This window comes from Sulfuricurvum sp., from assembly GCF_028713855.1.
Lineage (GTDB): Bacteria > Campylobacterota > Campylobacteria > Campylobacterales > Sulfurimonadaceae > Sulfuricurvum.
In genome coordinates, this window is the sequence record NZ_JAQTNN010000010.1 from 24,141 (window position 1) to 40,760 (window position 16,620).

Sequence of the window (16,620 nt, forward strand, 5' to 3'; positions counted from 1 at the left end):
TAAAAGGAGCACAATATTGTTCCTTTCTTATTCACTCCGAAATGGTCCCTTTTACCACCAATGCCGCATATGTTTCATCTTTTGGGATAAGGCCTGCCTCAAATAAAAATTGCGACGGGATAAAATTGCTCTTCTTAATTTTATCATACTTCGCATAACTCAAAAAGAGTCTATCCTTTGCTCGAGTAACCGAAACATAAAAAAGCCGTCGTTCTTCTTCGATACTTCCGCTTCGACTCATCAGTTTTCGGTTTGGAAATCGTCCATCCATTAAATCAATGACATAAACTTCCTGATACTCCAATCCCTTAGAAGCATGAATGCTAAGTAGATGAACCCCTTCGCCTTGTGTAAGATCCTGAGAACCTAAAACCATCGCATTCAAAAACCGCTCATGCTCTTTATAGGGGCGAGAGAGCTCGAATAAAATAGTACATTTTCTACGAATTCGCTCTTGTGATTCCGTTTTTACACGTTCATCAATAGATCCATTCTCTGTCATAGCCCGTCTTGTTGAAAGCATCTCTATAACATGCCCATATAAGGCTGAAAGAGCTATTTTTTGTACCGCTGCTTTTGGTTCTTTTAGATCACGTAACTGACGAAAAAGGGTAAAAAGGTCGTGTAAAAAGGTAGCCGAATCTTTCGTAAGTTTGGCATGTTTTAAAATCGGATTTCCCATAAAATTCGGATCAAATCCGAGTTTTGCGAATCGACCCGCACTCCCGAGTTCAGCATAATCATCAAAAAGTCCCAATTGATGATTAAGCCGTCGTTTATCAAACGGATTCGATATTTCTGAATCAGGGGAATACAAGCCGCGCAAAAACGAACCTCGACCTAATTTTTGCAGGGCTACAAAAAGATCTTTGGCAATCGCGCTCCCTACCCCTTTTGCATAATCAAACAAATGAATAAATGCCATCATATCAGATTCATTGACGAGTAACGTGTACATATCCAAAAGAGCTTTGATCTCTTTGGAATCAAAAAAACTGGTGCCTCCACGTCGACGGCAAGCAATTCCCATCTCCCGAAGCGTCGCTTCTATCCCATCTGCCGAAGCGTTATTGCGAAAAATAACCGCGATCTCTTCTCGATTAGTAGACGAATCACCGATTTTTTGGGCAATCCCGTGATATTGATCAAACAGTTCATCATAGATAAGGAGTGCGGGACTTTGTGCTTCGTGATTACGAGTCACTTCAAGTGCTTTGGGATAAATCCGTTCATTATAGGCAATTACCGTATTTGCCAGGGAAAGGATGGGGATAGTTGAGCGATAATTTTTGTTGAGGGTATAAACCTCAGCGTCGGGAAAATTAGTCGTAAAGGAACCGATAATTGAGATATCAGCACCGTTAAAAGCATAAATACTTTGATCATAATCTCCAACACAGAAGAGTGACGGCGGACGCATAGCGTTAATTAATGTCCCTTGAAGAGCATTGGTATCTTGGTACTCGTCGATCAATACCTCTTTATACCCCAGATCACTTTCCCGCGCGAGATCGCGCATGTGAAGAAGAAGATCGTTAAAGTTGACAAAACCATACTCTTTTTTCAATGCTTCGAACTCATCAATAATATCAGCATAGATAGCAGCATAAACGGCATGCTCATCTTGCCGCGTTAGTATCCACTCTTCAAAATTAACACTAAGTTCCGTATTTTGGTAGAACGAATAGACATCATAAAGATAATTGGCACCGTATGCCGATGTTGCACAATCGATGTGGCTAAATGTTCGTTTTTCATAAACGCTTCGGAAAAGTGTTTTAAGCTCACGCGGCTGTTTGAGAACCACTTTTCCCTCTTTACGTTTGAGCCATCGATAGCTAACGGCGTGAAACGTCCCCGCATCGATTTTGGAGGCGATTTCCCGTCCGAAAAACGCTGCTACCCGCTCCACCATCTCCTGAGCTGCTTTGTTGGTAAAAGTTAGAAGCAATATTTCTTCGGGTTTTACGTTCTGAGAGATAAGATAAGCAATTCTTCCTACAATCGTAGAGGTTTTCCCTGTACCGGCAGATGCAATAATAAGATTATGGCCATAGGGAGCAGTTGCGGCAGTATATTGCTGCTCGTTGAGACGGGAGAGTGGCAAGAGGCTCCTTAAAGCCCCTTCACAATAGGAGCTAAATTATGATTTAAATTTTTTGATCGGTTCGGCTAAACCGAAACCGGGATGATTTTTCACATCCAATACCGCTTGAGCCATAGTCGCATTGTCTTGATTAAAAATAAGCGGAGCTAGGAAGTTGATGCACGATTCATCGAGCGGGTCTTGAATAATGGCGATATTATATACCACTACCTTTGAATCTTCATTAATATCCAACAATACACGAATCGCAGTAGGGAGGTCAAACGAATATTCACGTAAAAGATAGGGATTAACGACCGTGAAACTGATAGCACTCCCATCACAACTTTTTAAAGTGGCAAACATCTCATCAATTTGGCTCAATTCTACCTTGCTTACCTGATCAAATCCTAAGATCGTTGACTTTACATCATATTGCATGCTTTACCTTTGATAATTAATAATTACAATAAAGCAATTAGCGTTCCTCTGAAATTTGGTATAATTCGCGATATTATTTGTACCCAAGGCCTTATTATGTCAGCTACACATTACGATCCGAAAGATATTGAAGAGAGTTACTATCCCATCTGGGAAAATCGGGGTTATTTCGAAGTCGACGGAAACCAAACCATCGTAAAACCAAATAAACATTTCGCCATCATGATGCCTCCTCCGAACGTCACGGGTAGGCTTCATATCGGACACGCCCTCACCTTTACCCTCCAAGACATCATCGTCCGCTACAAACGGATGGACGGCTATATGACCCTCTGGCAACCGGGAACCGACCATGCTGGGATCGCAACCCAAAACGTCGTGGAAAAACAGCTCCTAGCCGAAGGGAAAACCAAAGAGGAACTCGGACGCGATGCGTTTTTAGAGCGCGTTTGGGAGTGGAAAGAGGAGAGCGGCGGAATCATGGTGGGACAACTCCGTAAACTCGGTGTCTCTCCCGCATGGAGCCGTGAGCGCTTTACGATGGATGAGGGGTTAAAATCCTCTGTCAAAGAGGCATTTGTCCACCTCTACAACCAAAACCTCATCGTGCGCGGTAACTATATGGTTAACTGGTGTACCCATGACGGCGCATTGAGCGATATCGAAGTAGAACACGAAGAGCACCAAGGGAACTTCTACCATATGCGCTATCCGTTCAGCGACGGCAGCGGTCATATCGTCGTTGCGACTACTCGCCCTGAGACCTATTTCGGAGATACCGCGATCATGGTACACCCTGATGATGAGCGTTACCTCCACCTCATCGGACAAAGTGTCACCCTCCCCCTCATCAACCGCGATATCAAAATCATCGCCGATAGCCATGTTGATCGCGAATTCGGAACGGGTGTCGTTAAAGTCACCCCAGCCCATGATACGAACGACTACGAAGTGGGTAAACGTCACGATCTCGAATTCATCACCGTATTCGATGAAAAAGGGATGTTGAACCACCACGCCGGAGAGTTTGAAGGGTTAGAGCGTCTCGAAGCACGTGCGGTGATCGTCAAACGTCTCGAAGAGGCGGGATTTATCGAGAAAATCGAAGAGCACACCCACCAAGTAGGTCATTGTTACCGCTGTAAAAATATCGTTGAGCCGTACATCTCGAAACAGTGGTTTGTCCGCAAAGAGGTAGCACGCGGTTCAATCGATAAAACCAACGAAGGGTTGACTCAATTCTTCCCGCCTCACTGGATCAACAGCTACAACGCGTGGATGGGTGAACTGCGCGACTGGTGTATCTCTCGCCAGCTTTGGTGGGGACACCGTATTCCGGTATTTTACTGCGATGATTGTAATCATGAATGGGCAAGTTTAGAAGAAGCCCCGTCTTCGTGTCCTCATTGTTCTAGTAAAGCCTTCACTCAAGACCCTGACGTTCTCGATACGTGGTTCAGTTCTGCCCTCTGGCCGTTCTCGACTCTGGGCTGGGGCAACGGTGATACCGCACAAGATCAACTCTTCCAAAGTGAAGATATGGCTCGTTTCTATCCGAACACCCTCCTTATCACAGGGTTTGACATCCTTTTCTTTTGGGTAGCCCGTATGATGATGATGGGGGAGAGTTTCACGGGAGAATTGCCATTTAACCACATCTACCTCCACGCCTTGGTGCGCGATGAAAACGGCCAAAAAATGTCCAAATCCAAAGGAAACGTTATCGATCCACTCGATATGGTTGAAAAGTATAGTGCCGATGCACTCCGCTTCACCTTGGCTGTCCTTGCGGCTCAAGGACGCGATATCCGCCTCAGTAACGACCGTCTTGAGCAAAGCCGCAACTTCACCAACAAACTCTTCAACGCTTCCAAATTCCTCCAAATGAATGTTCCGACATTTAAAGATTTGGCCGATCAAGAAATCACCACTCCATTAGGTCGCTATATGCTCAGCCGTTTTCACCGCGCGACAGCCGAGACAAGAGCATTCTTGGACGAATACCGCTTTAATGATGCGGCAACGGTACTTTATCGCTTCTTGTGGAATGAGTTCTGTGACTGGGGTATCGAGCTCGGTAAAGCGTCCAAAGAGAGCGTAGATGAGCTGGGAAGTATCTTCAAAGAGTCGATGAAACTTCTCCATCCGTTTATGCCGTTTATCACCGAGTATCTCTACCATGAGCTTTCAGGAACTACCCTCGAAGAGGGTAACTCCATCATGATTATGGAGTACCCTGAAAATATCGAGATAGATGAGACCATCGAAGCGGAATTCGCGATCATTATGGATGCTATCGTCACGATCCGCCGTGCCAAAACTCTCGTCGATCTCGGCAATCAAAAAATCGATCTCGCTTACCTCAAATGCGGCGGAAATCATTCTATGATGGAACCGTTTATCATCCGTTTGGGGCGAGTTGAAACACTCCACTTTACCGAGTCTAAAATCGATAATGCAATCAGCGACATCGGAGATAGTGTCGAAGTCTATCTCCCGACCGATGCGATTGATCTAAGCCCGATCATCGACCGACTCACCAAACAGCGCGAAAAACTCCAAAAAGAGGTAGATAAACTACGCGGAATGCTCTCTAACGAGCGTTTTGTCGCTAACGCTCCTGAAGCCGTTATCGCTGAAAACCGTAACGGTCTTGCCGATGCCGAAGATAAAATTTCTAAAATCACGGCTCAACTCAGCGCACTAGGTAACTAAGTGCAATTTCGTGAACTCTCTGCATCTGAACTGGTTGAGGGGTTTGCCCTCCTCACGACACTACGCACGGAACTCACCTCCGAAGCGTTCGATGCGTTCATCACCTCTCAATACCCCAAAGATTACCGCCCCATCGGTGCCTATCAGCGAGGGGAGTTACAGGTCTATGCAGGGGTTAGTATACGAGAGAACTTGGAGTTAGGACGACATTTGATCGTGGATGATTTTGTCACCTATAGCGGATGTGAGAATCTCAGCGGTGAAATGGTCGATTATCTGTGCGATTATGCCAAAATGCACAAATGTCAAAGTATTTTAGTGTGGGGGAAACAAAGAGGAGTCTCTCTTGATGATTTAAGCGGATTCCGCCCCAAACGGGACGGGTTTATCAAAACGTTCTAATTACTCCGCGATTCCTTCGACTTCTACAATAAGTTTCACTTCATCTCCGACAACCACACCGCCCGCTTCGATCGCTTTGTTCCAATTCAAGCCAAAGTCTTTACGGTTTACTGAACCGGTCAATACAAATCCTGAGCGCTCGTTGCCCCATGGATCGGTAACAACTCCACCCATATCGATATTCAAAATAACTTTTTTCGTAATACCTCTAATGCTCAAATTACCCGTCATTTTCGTTTTGGTTGTACCGGTCATCGTAAAGGTAATATCTCCGAAATTTGCTGCATCAAAGAAATCGGAACTGCGCAAATGATCATCACGTTTAGTAATCCCAGTATCAATAGAAGCTGTTTTGATATGGCCGGAGAGTGATTTAAATACCCCTTTTTCCAAATCATACGATCCGCTAAAATCACTAAACTTACCAGTTACGGTACTGATCATCATATGTTTAACTTTGAAGCCGACCGTCGAATGGGCAGGGTCAACTTTATACACTGCTGCTGATGCTAAACTTGACCCGATCAATAATCCTGCCAAAATAGTTGCTATAAAACTTTTTTCCATTCCTCAATCCTTTGTAGATTTATCTGGGAACATTGTAAGCTGTTTTTCTCAATGAATAATTAACATAATGATAATGGCGATTATTTTTAAGCTATACTTTTGTTATCATTTTCCAAAGGTTCATTATGCAATTATGCGTCGCGCTCGATCTTCCTAGCATGGAAGAAAACTTAGCTCTTATAGAAAAAATAAAAAATTACCCCATCTGGCTCAAAGTAGGACTTCGATCCTATATCCGTGACGGGAAACCATTTATCGACGCGATCAAAACCATTAATCCCGAATTCAAAATCTTTCTTGATCTCAAACTCTATGATATTCCTAACACCATGGCAGATGCCGCAGAATCAATCCTGGGTTTAGGTGTTGATATGTTCAATATACATGCCTCAGCAGGCCGCAAAGCAATGTCTGAAGTAATGAAGCGCCTTGAGCCTTATGAGAACCGTCCGCTTGTCCTTGCAGTCACCGCCCTCACCTCTTTCGAAGAAAATGAATTTAGCCACGTTTATGGAGAAACCATCGCTTCTAAAGCTGACCGTTTTGCCCAAGATGCCCACGAATCAGGATTGGATGGTGTCGTTTGCAGTGCCTATGAGAGTGCTTCAATCAAATCGCTCACTTCTACTCAGTTCATTACTCTCACTCCTGGAATCCGTCCCTTCGGTGAAGATGCAGGAGATCAAGAGCGTGTTGCTACCATCGAAATCGCACATCAAGAAAAAGTGGACTTTATCGTTGTTGGGCGCCCCATCTATAAAGCAGAGAATCCTGCGGAAGTAGTCGAAAAAATTATAGCTTCATTATAAATTTGGAATACTCCTTGCTTAAAAAATGAAAATCATTTCGAGGAGTATGCATGAAATTTTTGGATAAAATCGAACTTGTCGTCAAACTAAAAGAAAAAATTGCCGAAGCAAAAGCTACTAATGAAGTACTTGCAATGCAATTACAGGCCCTTTTGGACCAAATTATTGCTACACCAAAAAACTCTCCAGCAATTTAATCTATCAAAGCACCTATTTAAGGTGCTTGTTATCTACTGCTACGTATAATTACGCCTCTTCAATCATTATGGACGAGTAGGAAAGCGGCTGAATCCACCTCCCTGCTAAGGAGACGTACTGGCAACGGTACCGAGAGTTCGAATCTCTCCTCGTCCGCCACTCATAAAATCCCCTATTTTACGACGTTTAAAGCACTTTTTCAAAAACGCTTTTACTACTACAATTTGTTTTTTAGCACTGTTTTACTACCTCAGTATCTCGCATAATTTGTTTACCATTTAAATTCTTTAAGCATAACACCATAGTTTAAGCATTACATGAATCAATTGTTAACATACTTTGAATTAAACTGAAAATTTTATCGCCATCCATTTTAAGGGATTACAAAATTGATATAGTATATATTGATACTTTGATAAAGATGTTTTGGGTTTAACAGTACCAACATTTAATAAAAAGGATGTGTATGAACAAGATTTTTTTTTGGGTACTGTATGCTTTTCAAGTTATTACCGCTTATAGCAGTTTCAATTCTCCTGCACAAGGATTAATTGAATTTTCTCTTATATATATCATAGCTTGGTATTTATTCAAAATTCCTCTCATAACTGTAAAGGTTGTTAACAAAGCCACTATTGGTGGGACACTAATTTTTTATTTGCTTATGGTATTCACATTATTATTCACTAAAGATGCTGGAAGTGGATGGGGTGAAATTATTGGATTGATAATCATCTTGTTTTTGATACCTTTGATAGTGTTCTTTTTGGGGTATGTAAGACTAAAGGAATATAACATAAATATTTTAGAAGATAAAAAAAGTAGTTAGAATAATAGTTTTTTTCATGTGCCGAAACTACTGATATAATTAATCATATTTTTTTAAGGACTATGTTTATGTTTATTCAAAAGTTATTTTTTTTAGTATCTTTTCTTTTTATTTTTTCTTCTAGTTTATATGCTGATGAATGTACGTCACTAGATAATCAAGCTAGAGATGCTCATAATTCAAAAAATGTAACTCTAGAATTAAAGCTTCTCAACGACATGTGTGAAAAAAGTTGTTATTCAGGGTTTGGATGCTCTGGATTGATTAAGGCTTATAGAGAAGGAACGATAGTTAAGAAGAATATAAAAAAAGCAGATGAAATAACTTTTAAATCTTGTGATGAGTATCACAATTCTTTTGATTGTTTTCAAATTTCTTTGAATTATCAAAAACTCAATAATATTCCAAAATATATTGAATATGCAGATAAATCATGCCAAGCTGGTATATTACCTTCTTGTTTTGATTTAGGTATTCACTTTTTTAAAGGTGATATAATAAAAACTGATTATGTAAAGTCCAAATATTATTTTTTGAAAATTACTTCAGCCCCGAAAGTTGGTGTTGAAATGTTAAGTAATGCCCAAGCATCTATTGCTAACATGTATGAAAATGGGCTTGGGATACGTCAAGATTATTTTGAGTCTATGCAATATAATAAATTAGCTTGTGATAATGACAATTCTACTGCTTGCATGAAACTTGCTTCACAATATTATCAAGGTAAAGGTGCACATCAAGACATACCACTAGCGAAAGAATCATTTGGAAAGGCATGTGATTTAGGTATTCAGAGGGGATGTGATTTTTATAAAGAACTGGATAAATAATTACTGTAGTTTAAAAGATTTGTAGAACTATAGCGATTCTTTTTCTATGTTTAGAATACTCTACTTAACTAGACCATCCTTTATAAATACGTGAAAAATAGTTATAATTGTGAACAGAAAAAGCTCGTTTTTTACTAGAAATATAATTTATATACAAACTCTGGATGTTATTAATATGAAAATCGCCCCCCTTCCCCAAAACGAACAAGAACGTTTAGCTGAGCTCAGAAAATATAATATTTTAGATACGGAGCCTGAGGCGGTATTTGAAAGTATGGTTCAACTGGCAAGTTATATTTGTAAAACACCTATTGCCGCTATTAGTCTAGTGGATGAGAACCGCCAATGGTTCAAAGCCATTGTAGGGATCGATGCAAAAGAGACACCGCGTGATGTCGCATTTTGCGCCCATGCAATTTTGCAAGATGAGCCCATGGTTGTACCAAATGCATTATTGGATGAACGGTTTCATGATAATCCATTGGTGACAGACGGTCCAGGGATTCGTTTCTATGCAGGTGTACCGCTTGTCACACCAAGCGGATTGCACTTAGGAACACTATGCGTTATAGATACCGAAGCCAGGGAAATTGCTCAAGAACAATTAGCTGCTGTAAAAACACTAGCAGATGGGGTAATGGCACATCTTGATCTTCGGCTCTCACACAAAGAAATACGTAAATATGTAAATGAACTTCAATTGTCTGCAACAATTTTCGAAACAGCAAGTGAAAATATTGTACTTACCGATCATAACAATTGCTTTATCACTGTCAATCCAGCCTTTACTGCAACAACGGGCTATTCACTTGAAGAAATCAAGGGGATGACACCAAAAGTATTGAGTTCAGGTATGCAAAACCAAGAGTTCTATGCAAAAATGTGGGATGATCTCAATACCATTGGTCGGTGGGATGGAGAACTTTGGAACAAACGAAAAAATGGTGAATTGTATGCTGAATGGCTCTCAATCAAGGTTATATACAATCAAGATGGTTCAGTCCGTATGTACCTTGCTATTTTTTCTGATATCACCGAAAAAAAAGAGGCAGATGAACTTATTTGGAAACAAGCCAATTATGATTTGCTGACTAATTTACCAAATAGACGTTTGTTTAGTGATCGGCTTGAACATGAAATTAAAATTGCTCACCGCACCAATAGGTCATTAGCTCTTCTCTTCATCGATTTAGATCATTTTAAACAGGTTAACGACACACTTGGACATGAGATGGGAGATATGCTTCTCATCAATGTAAGTGAACGGATAAATGAATCGGTTCGTGAATCGGATACCGTTGCTCGAATGGGAGGAGATGAATTTACCGCTATCCTTCCACAAATTGATTCACTTGAAGATGCAGAGAGAGTTGTTAAAATAATAATTGAAAAACTTGCTCAACCGTTCGACCTCAACGGAACAGCCATAACCGTTTCAGCTAGTGTTGGAGTAGCTATTTATCCAAAAGATGCACTAAACAGCAAAGCGTTGTTACAAAATGCTGATAAAGCCATGTATGACGCGAAAAGACAGGGCCGAAGCAGATTTTTTTCATTCCAACAAACCTCTCCTCAGTCACTTTAATCCCTTCTTGTTTTGGGATTTTAGAATACTCTCATTTAATCATTAATTCCAGTATAATTTATCTAAATTTTTGAGGAATAACTATGGCAAATCTTATAACTTTCCTTGTTATCATCGCAGCAGTGTATTGGATTATAATGATCATCTCGCGTAAGAAACAAGAATTGGCGGATAAAGAGTTGCGACAAAAAGAACAATTTTTAAAAGAGTCGCAATCGATCCTCAAAAACGAAGCTCCCTCATTCAGTACATCGATGCAATCCCAAACGATCCAACCTGCTCAAGAGAATAATTATCTTACAGAAATTACAAATTATTTTACTGCTCAAGGCTATACCATCACCAATGGGATAAAAACGGACGGGATCGATCTGATCGGAGTAAAAGAAAAAGAGTTGTTACTGATACGATGCGAAAACACACTTAAAGAGATTAAAAAAGTAGATTTACAAATATTTATTGCCGAATGTACCGTATACATCGACAATAATCCAATGCTCGCAGGAAGGACAACGGCAAGAGTTTATGCAACAAACCGTCCTATTACTGATGAAGCACAAGAATATGCACGCAACAACGCATCGTCATTGCGTTTTTTGGATGCGATTGAATAGTCTTTAACGTTCATACCCCTTACCGTTGTTGCCATGTCCTTGATCACCATGGCCTCTATCGTCATTTCCATTCTTTGATCCTCTGTCTTTTCCGCCGTGTGCTCCTCGATCATCTTGGCGTTGATCTCTTCTATTTTCACGAACTTCGGAACGATCTCTATTTCCTCGATAATGTTCATCAATATTCATATACCGTTCTCCGCCTCGACGTCTATTAATGACTTCATCAGGGCTAATATGATGATAATCGGATAAGAATCGAACATTTACCAGTTCAATAATTTCAGCATCACGTAAATGGTGTTTTTTATGTTTTGAATATCCATACGCTTGACCATATGGTGGACCGAAATGATGACGGCTGTCAACTATGTAGATTGTACGCGGATCAAGACCGAGACGGAAAGTAATATCCCACCAGCTTAGTCCTCGTACACGTAAATTACTAATGTATCGAGCATCTCTGTGAGATTTACTGGCTAAATAATAAACGACACTCATCTCCTCGCGCGGGACAGAACGCTCTATAATCACAACTTCTTGTTGGGGTACGCGATAATAATCACCGATGGAGAGGGAAAAACCATTAATACCACTATCCGATCCCGACACACCAATATCAAAATTGGCTGCATTAAGCGATGCATAAATACACCCCGTAAGTAATGCAAAAATCATTTTATTTTTCATAACAACCTCCTGCTTATATGTATCATAATATCTCATATAGTGTAATCAAACGGTAAACAAAATATCTATAAAATAATGTGATAAAATAACGTTTACAATGAAGGAGTATCAATGATTAAAAAATGCCTTTTCCCAGCTGCCGGTTATGGTACCCGCTTTTTGCCGGCGACCAAAGCGATGCCTAAAGAGATGCTTCCCGTTTTAACCAAACCACTAATCCAATATGGTGTTGAAGAGGCTGTTGAAGCAGGAATGAATACAATGGCAATCGTAACAGGACGCGGAAAACGGGCATTGGAAGATCATTTTGACGTAAGTTATGAACTCGAACACCAAATCAAAGGGACTTCAAAAGAACATTATCTCGATGAGATTCGTACACTGATCAACCAATGCACGTTCTCCTACACCCGTCAAAATGAGATGAAGGGATTAGGTCACGCTATCCTCACCGGAGAGACATTGATTGGAAACGAACCTTTTGCTGTTATCTTAGCCGATGATTTATGTGATAATGACGGAGAAGGGGTACTTAGACAAATGGTTGCACTCTACAACAAGTATAAATGCTCAATTGTCGCGATTGAAGAAGTTGATCCTTCTCAGACCAACCGTTACGGTATCATTGAAGGGAAAGAGATCGAGGAGGGAGTCTATATGATTTCCAATATGGTTGAAAAACCGGATCCTGAAGTCGCTCCAAGCAATCTAGCTATCATTGGTCGTTACATCCTCACACCTGATATCTTCCGCTTTATTGAACGAACGAAGCCTGGTAAAGGTGGAGAAATCCAAATCACCGATGCATTAATGGCACAAGCTATGAGCGGTATGGTATTAGCATACAAGTTTAAAGGGAAACGATTTGACTGTGGAAGTGTTGAAGGGTTCGTCGAAGCGACAAATTACTTCTACGCAAAAAGTTATAAAGAGTAAAAGAGTTATCATCTTAACCGGGCAATATCCGGATTAAGATTCAGAACAGTTAGCTATTATTGGCAAAATAATGCCCTACACCGTCCATTAACCCATCGACCATCCAGCGCTGGTATTTCTCATCAGCTATGCGCGTCGCCTCTTCAGGATGACTGATATATCCGACCTCGACCAATACCGCAGGCATCTGAGCGCCAACCAGTACCCAAAACGGAGCTTCTCTCACACCGTTATCATGGACATTGGGGAATTGTTTACGTAAATTTACCAATACCCCTTTTTGCAAGTCTATCCCCAACTTATTGGAAGCAATAATCTTCTCTTTATTCAAAAAACTCAAAAAGCTGAGTTTTCCGTAAGCTCCCATTTCTCCCATATCTTCGGAGTTTTCCGATGCGGCTACACGCATAGCACGCTCACTCCGTGTAGGAGAAAGAAAATACGTCTCAAGCCCCTGTGCCCCTGCCGGATCAGACGTTTTAGGAATCGAGTTGGCATGAATGGAAATAAATAAATCCGCCTGTTTATCATTGGCAAATTTGGTACGATCTTTCAACTCAATAAATGTGTCATTATTGCGTGTCATATAAACGGTATATCCCATATTACGAAGCTTTTCGGAAAGTTGAGTCCCGATTTGCAGCACAATATCTTTTTCCATATATCCATTGCCGGTAGCTCCGCTGTCTTTCCCGCCATGCCCTGGATCAATCACAATAATTTTTTTACTTCGATCACGCGGTGTAACATTCACAAGAGGGGGAAGTGCAGCAATAAGAGGCGTTTCCTGAACTTCCGGTTTCGTTACGGGAAGGGTAGCAAGCGCAGCGGTGATTTTAGGAGGTTCCAGAGAAAGGTCAACATAGAAAGATGTGCCCTTTGGTATCAATTTAATCGAAATGGCTTGATTATGCTCAATGACAAGCCGAAGCGTTTTAGAATCGAATTGAGCCATTTTGATACGATTGATACTATGATGTTCCAATGTCTGGCTTCGAGAGAGAGTAGCAGAACTAATATCAATAATATAACGAAATCGCTGTTTATCCGCCTCAATAATTTTGGACATCTTAACTTCTGATGGCTGAATAGGTGTATCAAAGAGCAATTCGAGCCCTTTATCTTTCCATTTAGTATCAACCAAACGATGCCGCATCGTCATAGAAATCTCATCGTTCCTATTAATCGGCTCAATTTTGATCATTTTTTCAGGTTCAGGGGTGGTAAATCTATTGGCTACAAGTGCCGGCTTGAAGGTTTTATCATAAATAACCGAGGGGATCGTATCAGAAGGTTTTCCGGCAACTATAATCGGCTTAGGGTTTAAGTCCATTTTTTTGCCATTAATTTTGGCTAGATCGGCTTGATATTTACTGACATCAATCCCCAGTTTCTCGCCTCCTCGAACAATTCCTTCAAGTGCATCGTTGGCTAATGAACTATTTTTGTCCAGCATAGCCCGCAAGTAAAGGGTCTTGTATTCATTGTAACCTCTAAACTGCTCGATTTCATCACTGCTATCTAATGCTTGCTTCGCTGATTCCAGACGCAAAGTGTCATTCGCACCCATAACAGAGGTAAAAAATAAAAAAGCCAAAAGGACGATACGAATCAACACGTGATAAATCACTCCCCTTGAGTTAGTTTTTCCATCAATTCTTTGACGGAGATGATTTTATCGATACGATAGCCATTACTTCCCGAAAAGAACAATCCAAGCTCTTTATCTCCCAAATATGCATCGCTTAGACGGTCTGCGATACAAAACCCTACCTCTTTAGCCTCAACACCGCGATTACACGGAGCAACACAGTTAGAGATACATTTGATAGAAGGACCGGTTCGAGTATCGATTAGATCGCGTAAATGGGTACGAACACCGCGCGCCGGATACCCTACAGGGGATTTCATCAAAGTGATATCCTCTTTTTTAGCTGCGAGAAGAACCTCTTTGAAATTCTCATGGGCATCGCACTCAAAGGTTCCGATAAAGCGAGTCCCCATTTGAACACCCGCTGCACCCAGGGCCATCATTGCATCAATATCGGTCTTGTCCCAGATGCCACCGGCAGCAATAACCGGCATACCGCCCCACAAAGCCGCTTCTTCTACAACAGGAGCGACAAGGTTTTCGAGTTGATACTCTTCCATTGCGCATTGTTCATACGTAAAACCTTGATGTCCGCCGCTCAGAGGTCCTTCAAGAATAACCGCATCAGGAAGACGGTTATAACGTTTTTGCCAACGTTTACAGATAATCGAAAGTGCTTTTGGAGATGAGACGATCGGGACCAATGCAACATCGGGATAATCGGCCGTAAATTCAGGCATATTGGTCGGAAGACCGGCACCGGTAATAATGATATCGACTCCTGCTTCACACGCATCGGTTACAACACGACCGTAATCGTTAATCGCATACAAAATATTACACGCTAATGGGGCATTTCCACAGATTTTACGAGCATTTTGAACAATTGCATTTAGCCCTTTTTTGGAATAAAAATTTTCTGCATCCAACGGACGATTAGCAATTAATTTATCCACATGTACTTTATTTTCATAATATCCTGTTCCAACCGAACTGATTACTCCGAGCCCCCCTTCTGATGAGACTGCTCCGGCAAGTTTATCCCAGCTGATACCGACACCCATTCCACCTTGAACGATAGGAATTTTAATGGTGTGTTTGCCGATTTGAATTGGTTTGAAGCTCATTGGGTTACCTTTAATCGCGCAAATTTTCGTTTTCCCACTTGAAGGATGTACTCACCCAGTTCAAGTTGGTATTGCTCATCGCTTAGTTTATTTTGATCGATTTTAACAGAGCCTTGCTTAATCTCCCGACGGGCTTGAGAAGTAGATGGACTTAGAGCACAATCGACCAAAGCTTTTGCAATCCAAGTCGGTCCTTGAAGACTAAATTCATCCATTTCACTCGGAATTTCGCTCTGTGCATGAACCCGTTCAAACTCAGCTTGAGCACCCAACGCGGCTTCCCTAGAGTGGAAACGCTCCGTAATTTCCAAAGCCAACGCCTCTTTTACTTTTTTCGGATGAAGCGAGCCGTTTTCTACTCCACTTTTAAGAGCTTCGATCTCATCAAGACTCTGCGTACTCAAAAGTTCATAATAGCGCCACATCAAGGTATCACTTACACTGAGTATTTTTCCAAACATCTCATTCGGTTCATCCGCTACCGCAATGTAGTTCCCCAGCGATTTAGACATCTTTTGAACACCGTCAAGACCTTCTAAAATCGGCATCATTAATACCGCTTGTTCTTTACCAATCTCATACACCCGTTGTAAATGACGGCCCATGAGCAAGTTGAATTTCTGATCAGTTCCACCTATCTCGATGTCGCTTTTAAGATGAACACTGTCATACCCTTGGAGCAACGGATATAAAAATTCGCTAATGGAGATTGAGATTCCCGCCTTATGACGTTTATCGAAATCATCCCGTTCCAACATACGTGCCACATTATAGGTTGTAGTCAATTCCAGCATCCCAGCCGCACCGAGAGGATTGATCCAATCGGCATTGAAAACAACGGTCGTTTTTTCAGGATCGAGAATTTTAAACACTTGAGTTTTATAGCTTTGGGCATTCTCTTGGATTTGAGCCGGAAGCAGTTTTTTGCGTGTTTCGCTTTTTCCGGTCGGGTCACCGATCTGTGCGGTGAAATCACCGATCAAAAACTGAATATGCCCTCCGAACTTTTGAAACGCCGCGAGTTTTTGGAGAAGAACCGTATGTCCCAAATGCAAATCGGGTGCAGTCGGATCAAATCCTGCTTTAACCGTATAGGTTTCCCCTTTTTCAAAATAGTTTTTGAGGAGTGTTTCGAGTCGTGCTTCATCGATAATTTCGGCAGTGCCGCGTCTAATTTCTCGTAATGCTGTTTGAATCATG

Annotated in this window: 16 protein-coding genes and 1 tRNA gene; 10 read left to right on the forward strand and 7 right to left on the reverse strand. The window is 41.4% G+C overall.

The features are described 5' to 3' along the window. Nucleotides 1–31: 31 nt before the first annotated feature. Nucleotides 32–2,107 (reverse strand): ATP-dependent helicase, encoded by a 2,076-nt coding sequence (locus PHI47_RS09905; protein WP_299936584.1) that lies wholly within the window; start codon nucleotides 2,105–2,107, stop codon nucleotides 32–34. A 36-nt stretch (nucleotides 2,108–2,143) separates the two neighbouring features. Next, nucleotides 2,144–2,527, reverse strand: coding sequence for a flagellar assembly protein FliW (fliW, locus tag PHI47_RS09910; protein ID WP_299936587.1), 384 nt, complete (start codon nucleotides 2,525–2,527; stop codon nucleotides 2,144–2,146). A 96-nt stretch (nucleotides 2,528–2,623) separates the two neighbouring features. Here fliW and PHI47_RS09915 point away from each other — a divergent pair, with 96 nt between their 5' ends. Together PHI47_RS09915 and PHI47_RS09920 are read left to right on the forward strand one after the other, a co-directional pair. Then, entirely contained in the window at nucleotides 2,624–5,242 is a 2,619-nt protein-coding gene (locus PHI47_RS09915) for a valine--tRNA ligase (protein ID WP_299936590.1), read from the forward strand. Continuing rightward, nucleotides 5,243–5,644 (forward strand): hypothetical protein, encoded by a 402-nt coding sequence (locus tag PHI47_RS09920; RefSeq protein ID WP_299936593.1) that lies wholly within the window; start codon nucleotides 5,243–5,245, stop codon nucleotides 5,642–5,644. On the opposite strand, the gene PHI47_RS09925 is transcribed toward PHI47_RS09920, so the two are convergent. After that, nucleotides 5,645–6,211, reverse strand: coding sequence for a YceI family protein (locus PHI47_RS09925; protein ID WP_299936596.1), 567 nt, complete (start codon nucleotides 6,209–6,211; stop codon nucleotides 5,645–5,647). A 125-nt stretch (nucleotides 6,212–6,336) separates the two neighbouring features. Here PHI47_RS09925 and pyrF point away from each other — a divergent pair, with 125 nt between their 5' ends. From pyrF to PHI47_RS09960, 7 genes are all read left to right on the forward strand, one after another. Then, nucleotides 6,337–7,020 carry an orotidine-5'-phosphate decarboxylase gene (gene pyrF, locus PHI47_RS09930; RefSeq protein WP_299936599.1) on the forward strand — a complete coding sequence of 228 codons (684 nt, stop codon included), beginning with the start codon at nucleotides 6,337–6,339 and terminating at the stop codon, nucleotides 7,018–7,020. A gap of 50 nt (nucleotides 7,021–7,070) precedes the next feature. Beyond that, entirely contained in the window at nucleotides 7,071–7,217 is a 147-nt protein-coding gene (locus PHI47_RS09935; RefSeq protein ID WP_299936601.1) for a hypothetical protein, read from the forward strand. Nucleotides 7,218–7,287: 70 nt separating this feature from the next. Beyond that, nucleotides 7,288–7,377: transfer RNA gene (locus tag PHI47_RS09940), tRNA-Ser, on the forward strand. Nucleotides 7,378–7,684: 307 nt separating this feature from the next. Then, nucleotides 7,685–8,047, forward strand: coding sequence for a hypothetical protein (locus PHI47_RS09945; protein WP_299936604.1), 363 nt, complete (start codon nucleotides 7,685–7,687; stop codon nucleotides 8,045–8,047). 68 nt (nucleotides 8,048–8,115) lie between these two features. Continuing rightward, nucleotides 8,116–8,877, forward strand: a complete 762-nt coding sequence (locus tag PHI47_RS09950) for a tetratricopeptide repeat protein (protein WP_299936608.1) — start codon at nucleotides 8,116–8,118, stop codon at nucleotides 8,875–8,877. 175 nt (nucleotides 8,878–9,052) lie between these two features. Continuing rightward, nucleotides 9,053–10,462, forward strand: a complete 1,410-nt coding sequence (locus tag PHI47_RS09955) for a diguanylate cyclase (RefSeq protein WP_299936610.1) — start codon at nucleotides 9,053–9,055, stop codon at nucleotides 10,460–10,462. Nucleotides 10,463–10,545: 83 nt separating this feature from the next. Further along, entirely contained in the window at nucleotides 10,546–11,076 is a 531-nt protein-coding gene (locus tag PHI47_RS09960; RefSeq protein WP_299936613.1) for a hypothetical protein, read from the forward strand. Nucleotides 11,077–11,079: 3 nt separating this feature from the next. Here PHI47_RS09960 and PHI47_RS09965 read toward each other — a convergent pair whose 3' ends face one another. Next, nucleotides 11,080–11,766: a hypothetical protein gene (locus PHI47_RS09965; protein ID WP_299936615.1), complete on the reverse strand. Its 687-nt coding sequence runs from the start codon at nucleotides 11,764–11,766 to the stop codon at nucleotides 11,080–11,082. A gap of 111 nt (nucleotides 11,767–11,877) precedes the next feature. Here PHI47_RS09965 and galU point away from each other — a divergent pair, with 111 nt between their 5' ends. Beyond that, nucleotides 11,878–12,702, forward strand: a complete 825-nt coding sequence (gene galU, locus PHI47_RS09970; RefSeq protein WP_299936617.1) for a UTP--glucose-1-phosphate uridylyltransferase GalU — start codon at nucleotides 11,878–11,880, stop codon at nucleotides 12,700–12,702. 49 nt (nucleotides 12,703–12,751) lie between these two features. On the opposite strand, the gene PHI47_RS09975 is transcribed toward galU, so the two are convergent. From PHI47_RS09975 to tyrS, 3 genes are read right to left on the reverse strand one after another with little or no spacing between them, the layout of a single operon-like run. Continuing rightward, on the reverse strand, nucleotides 12,752–14,332 hold the full coding sequence (locus tag PHI47_RS09975; protein WP_299936619.1) for an N-acetylmuramoyl-L-alanine amidase: 1,581 nt from the start codon (nucleotides 14,330–14,332) through the stop codon (nucleotides 12,752–12,754). Next, complete coding sequence (locus tag PHI47_RS09980; RefSeq protein ID WP_299936621.1) at nucleotides 14,329–15,420, reverse strand: nitronate monooxygenase; 1,092 nt, start codon at nucleotides 15,418–15,420, stop codon at nucleotides 14,329–14,331. Before PHI47_RS09980 ends, PHI47_RS09975 begins: the two co-directional genes overlap by 4 nt. Next, the gene (gene tyrS / locus PHI47_RS09985; protein WP_299936623.1) at nucleotides 15,417–16,619 is read right to left on the reverse strand and encodes a tyrosine--tRNA ligase; all 1,203 of its coding nucleotides are present in this window, start codon (nucleotides 16,617–16,619) and stop codon (nucleotides 15,417–15,419) included. The genes PHI47_RS09980 and tyrS overlap by 4 nt, the downstream gene beginning before the upstream one ends. Nucleotide 16,620: the final 1 nt, after the last annotated feature.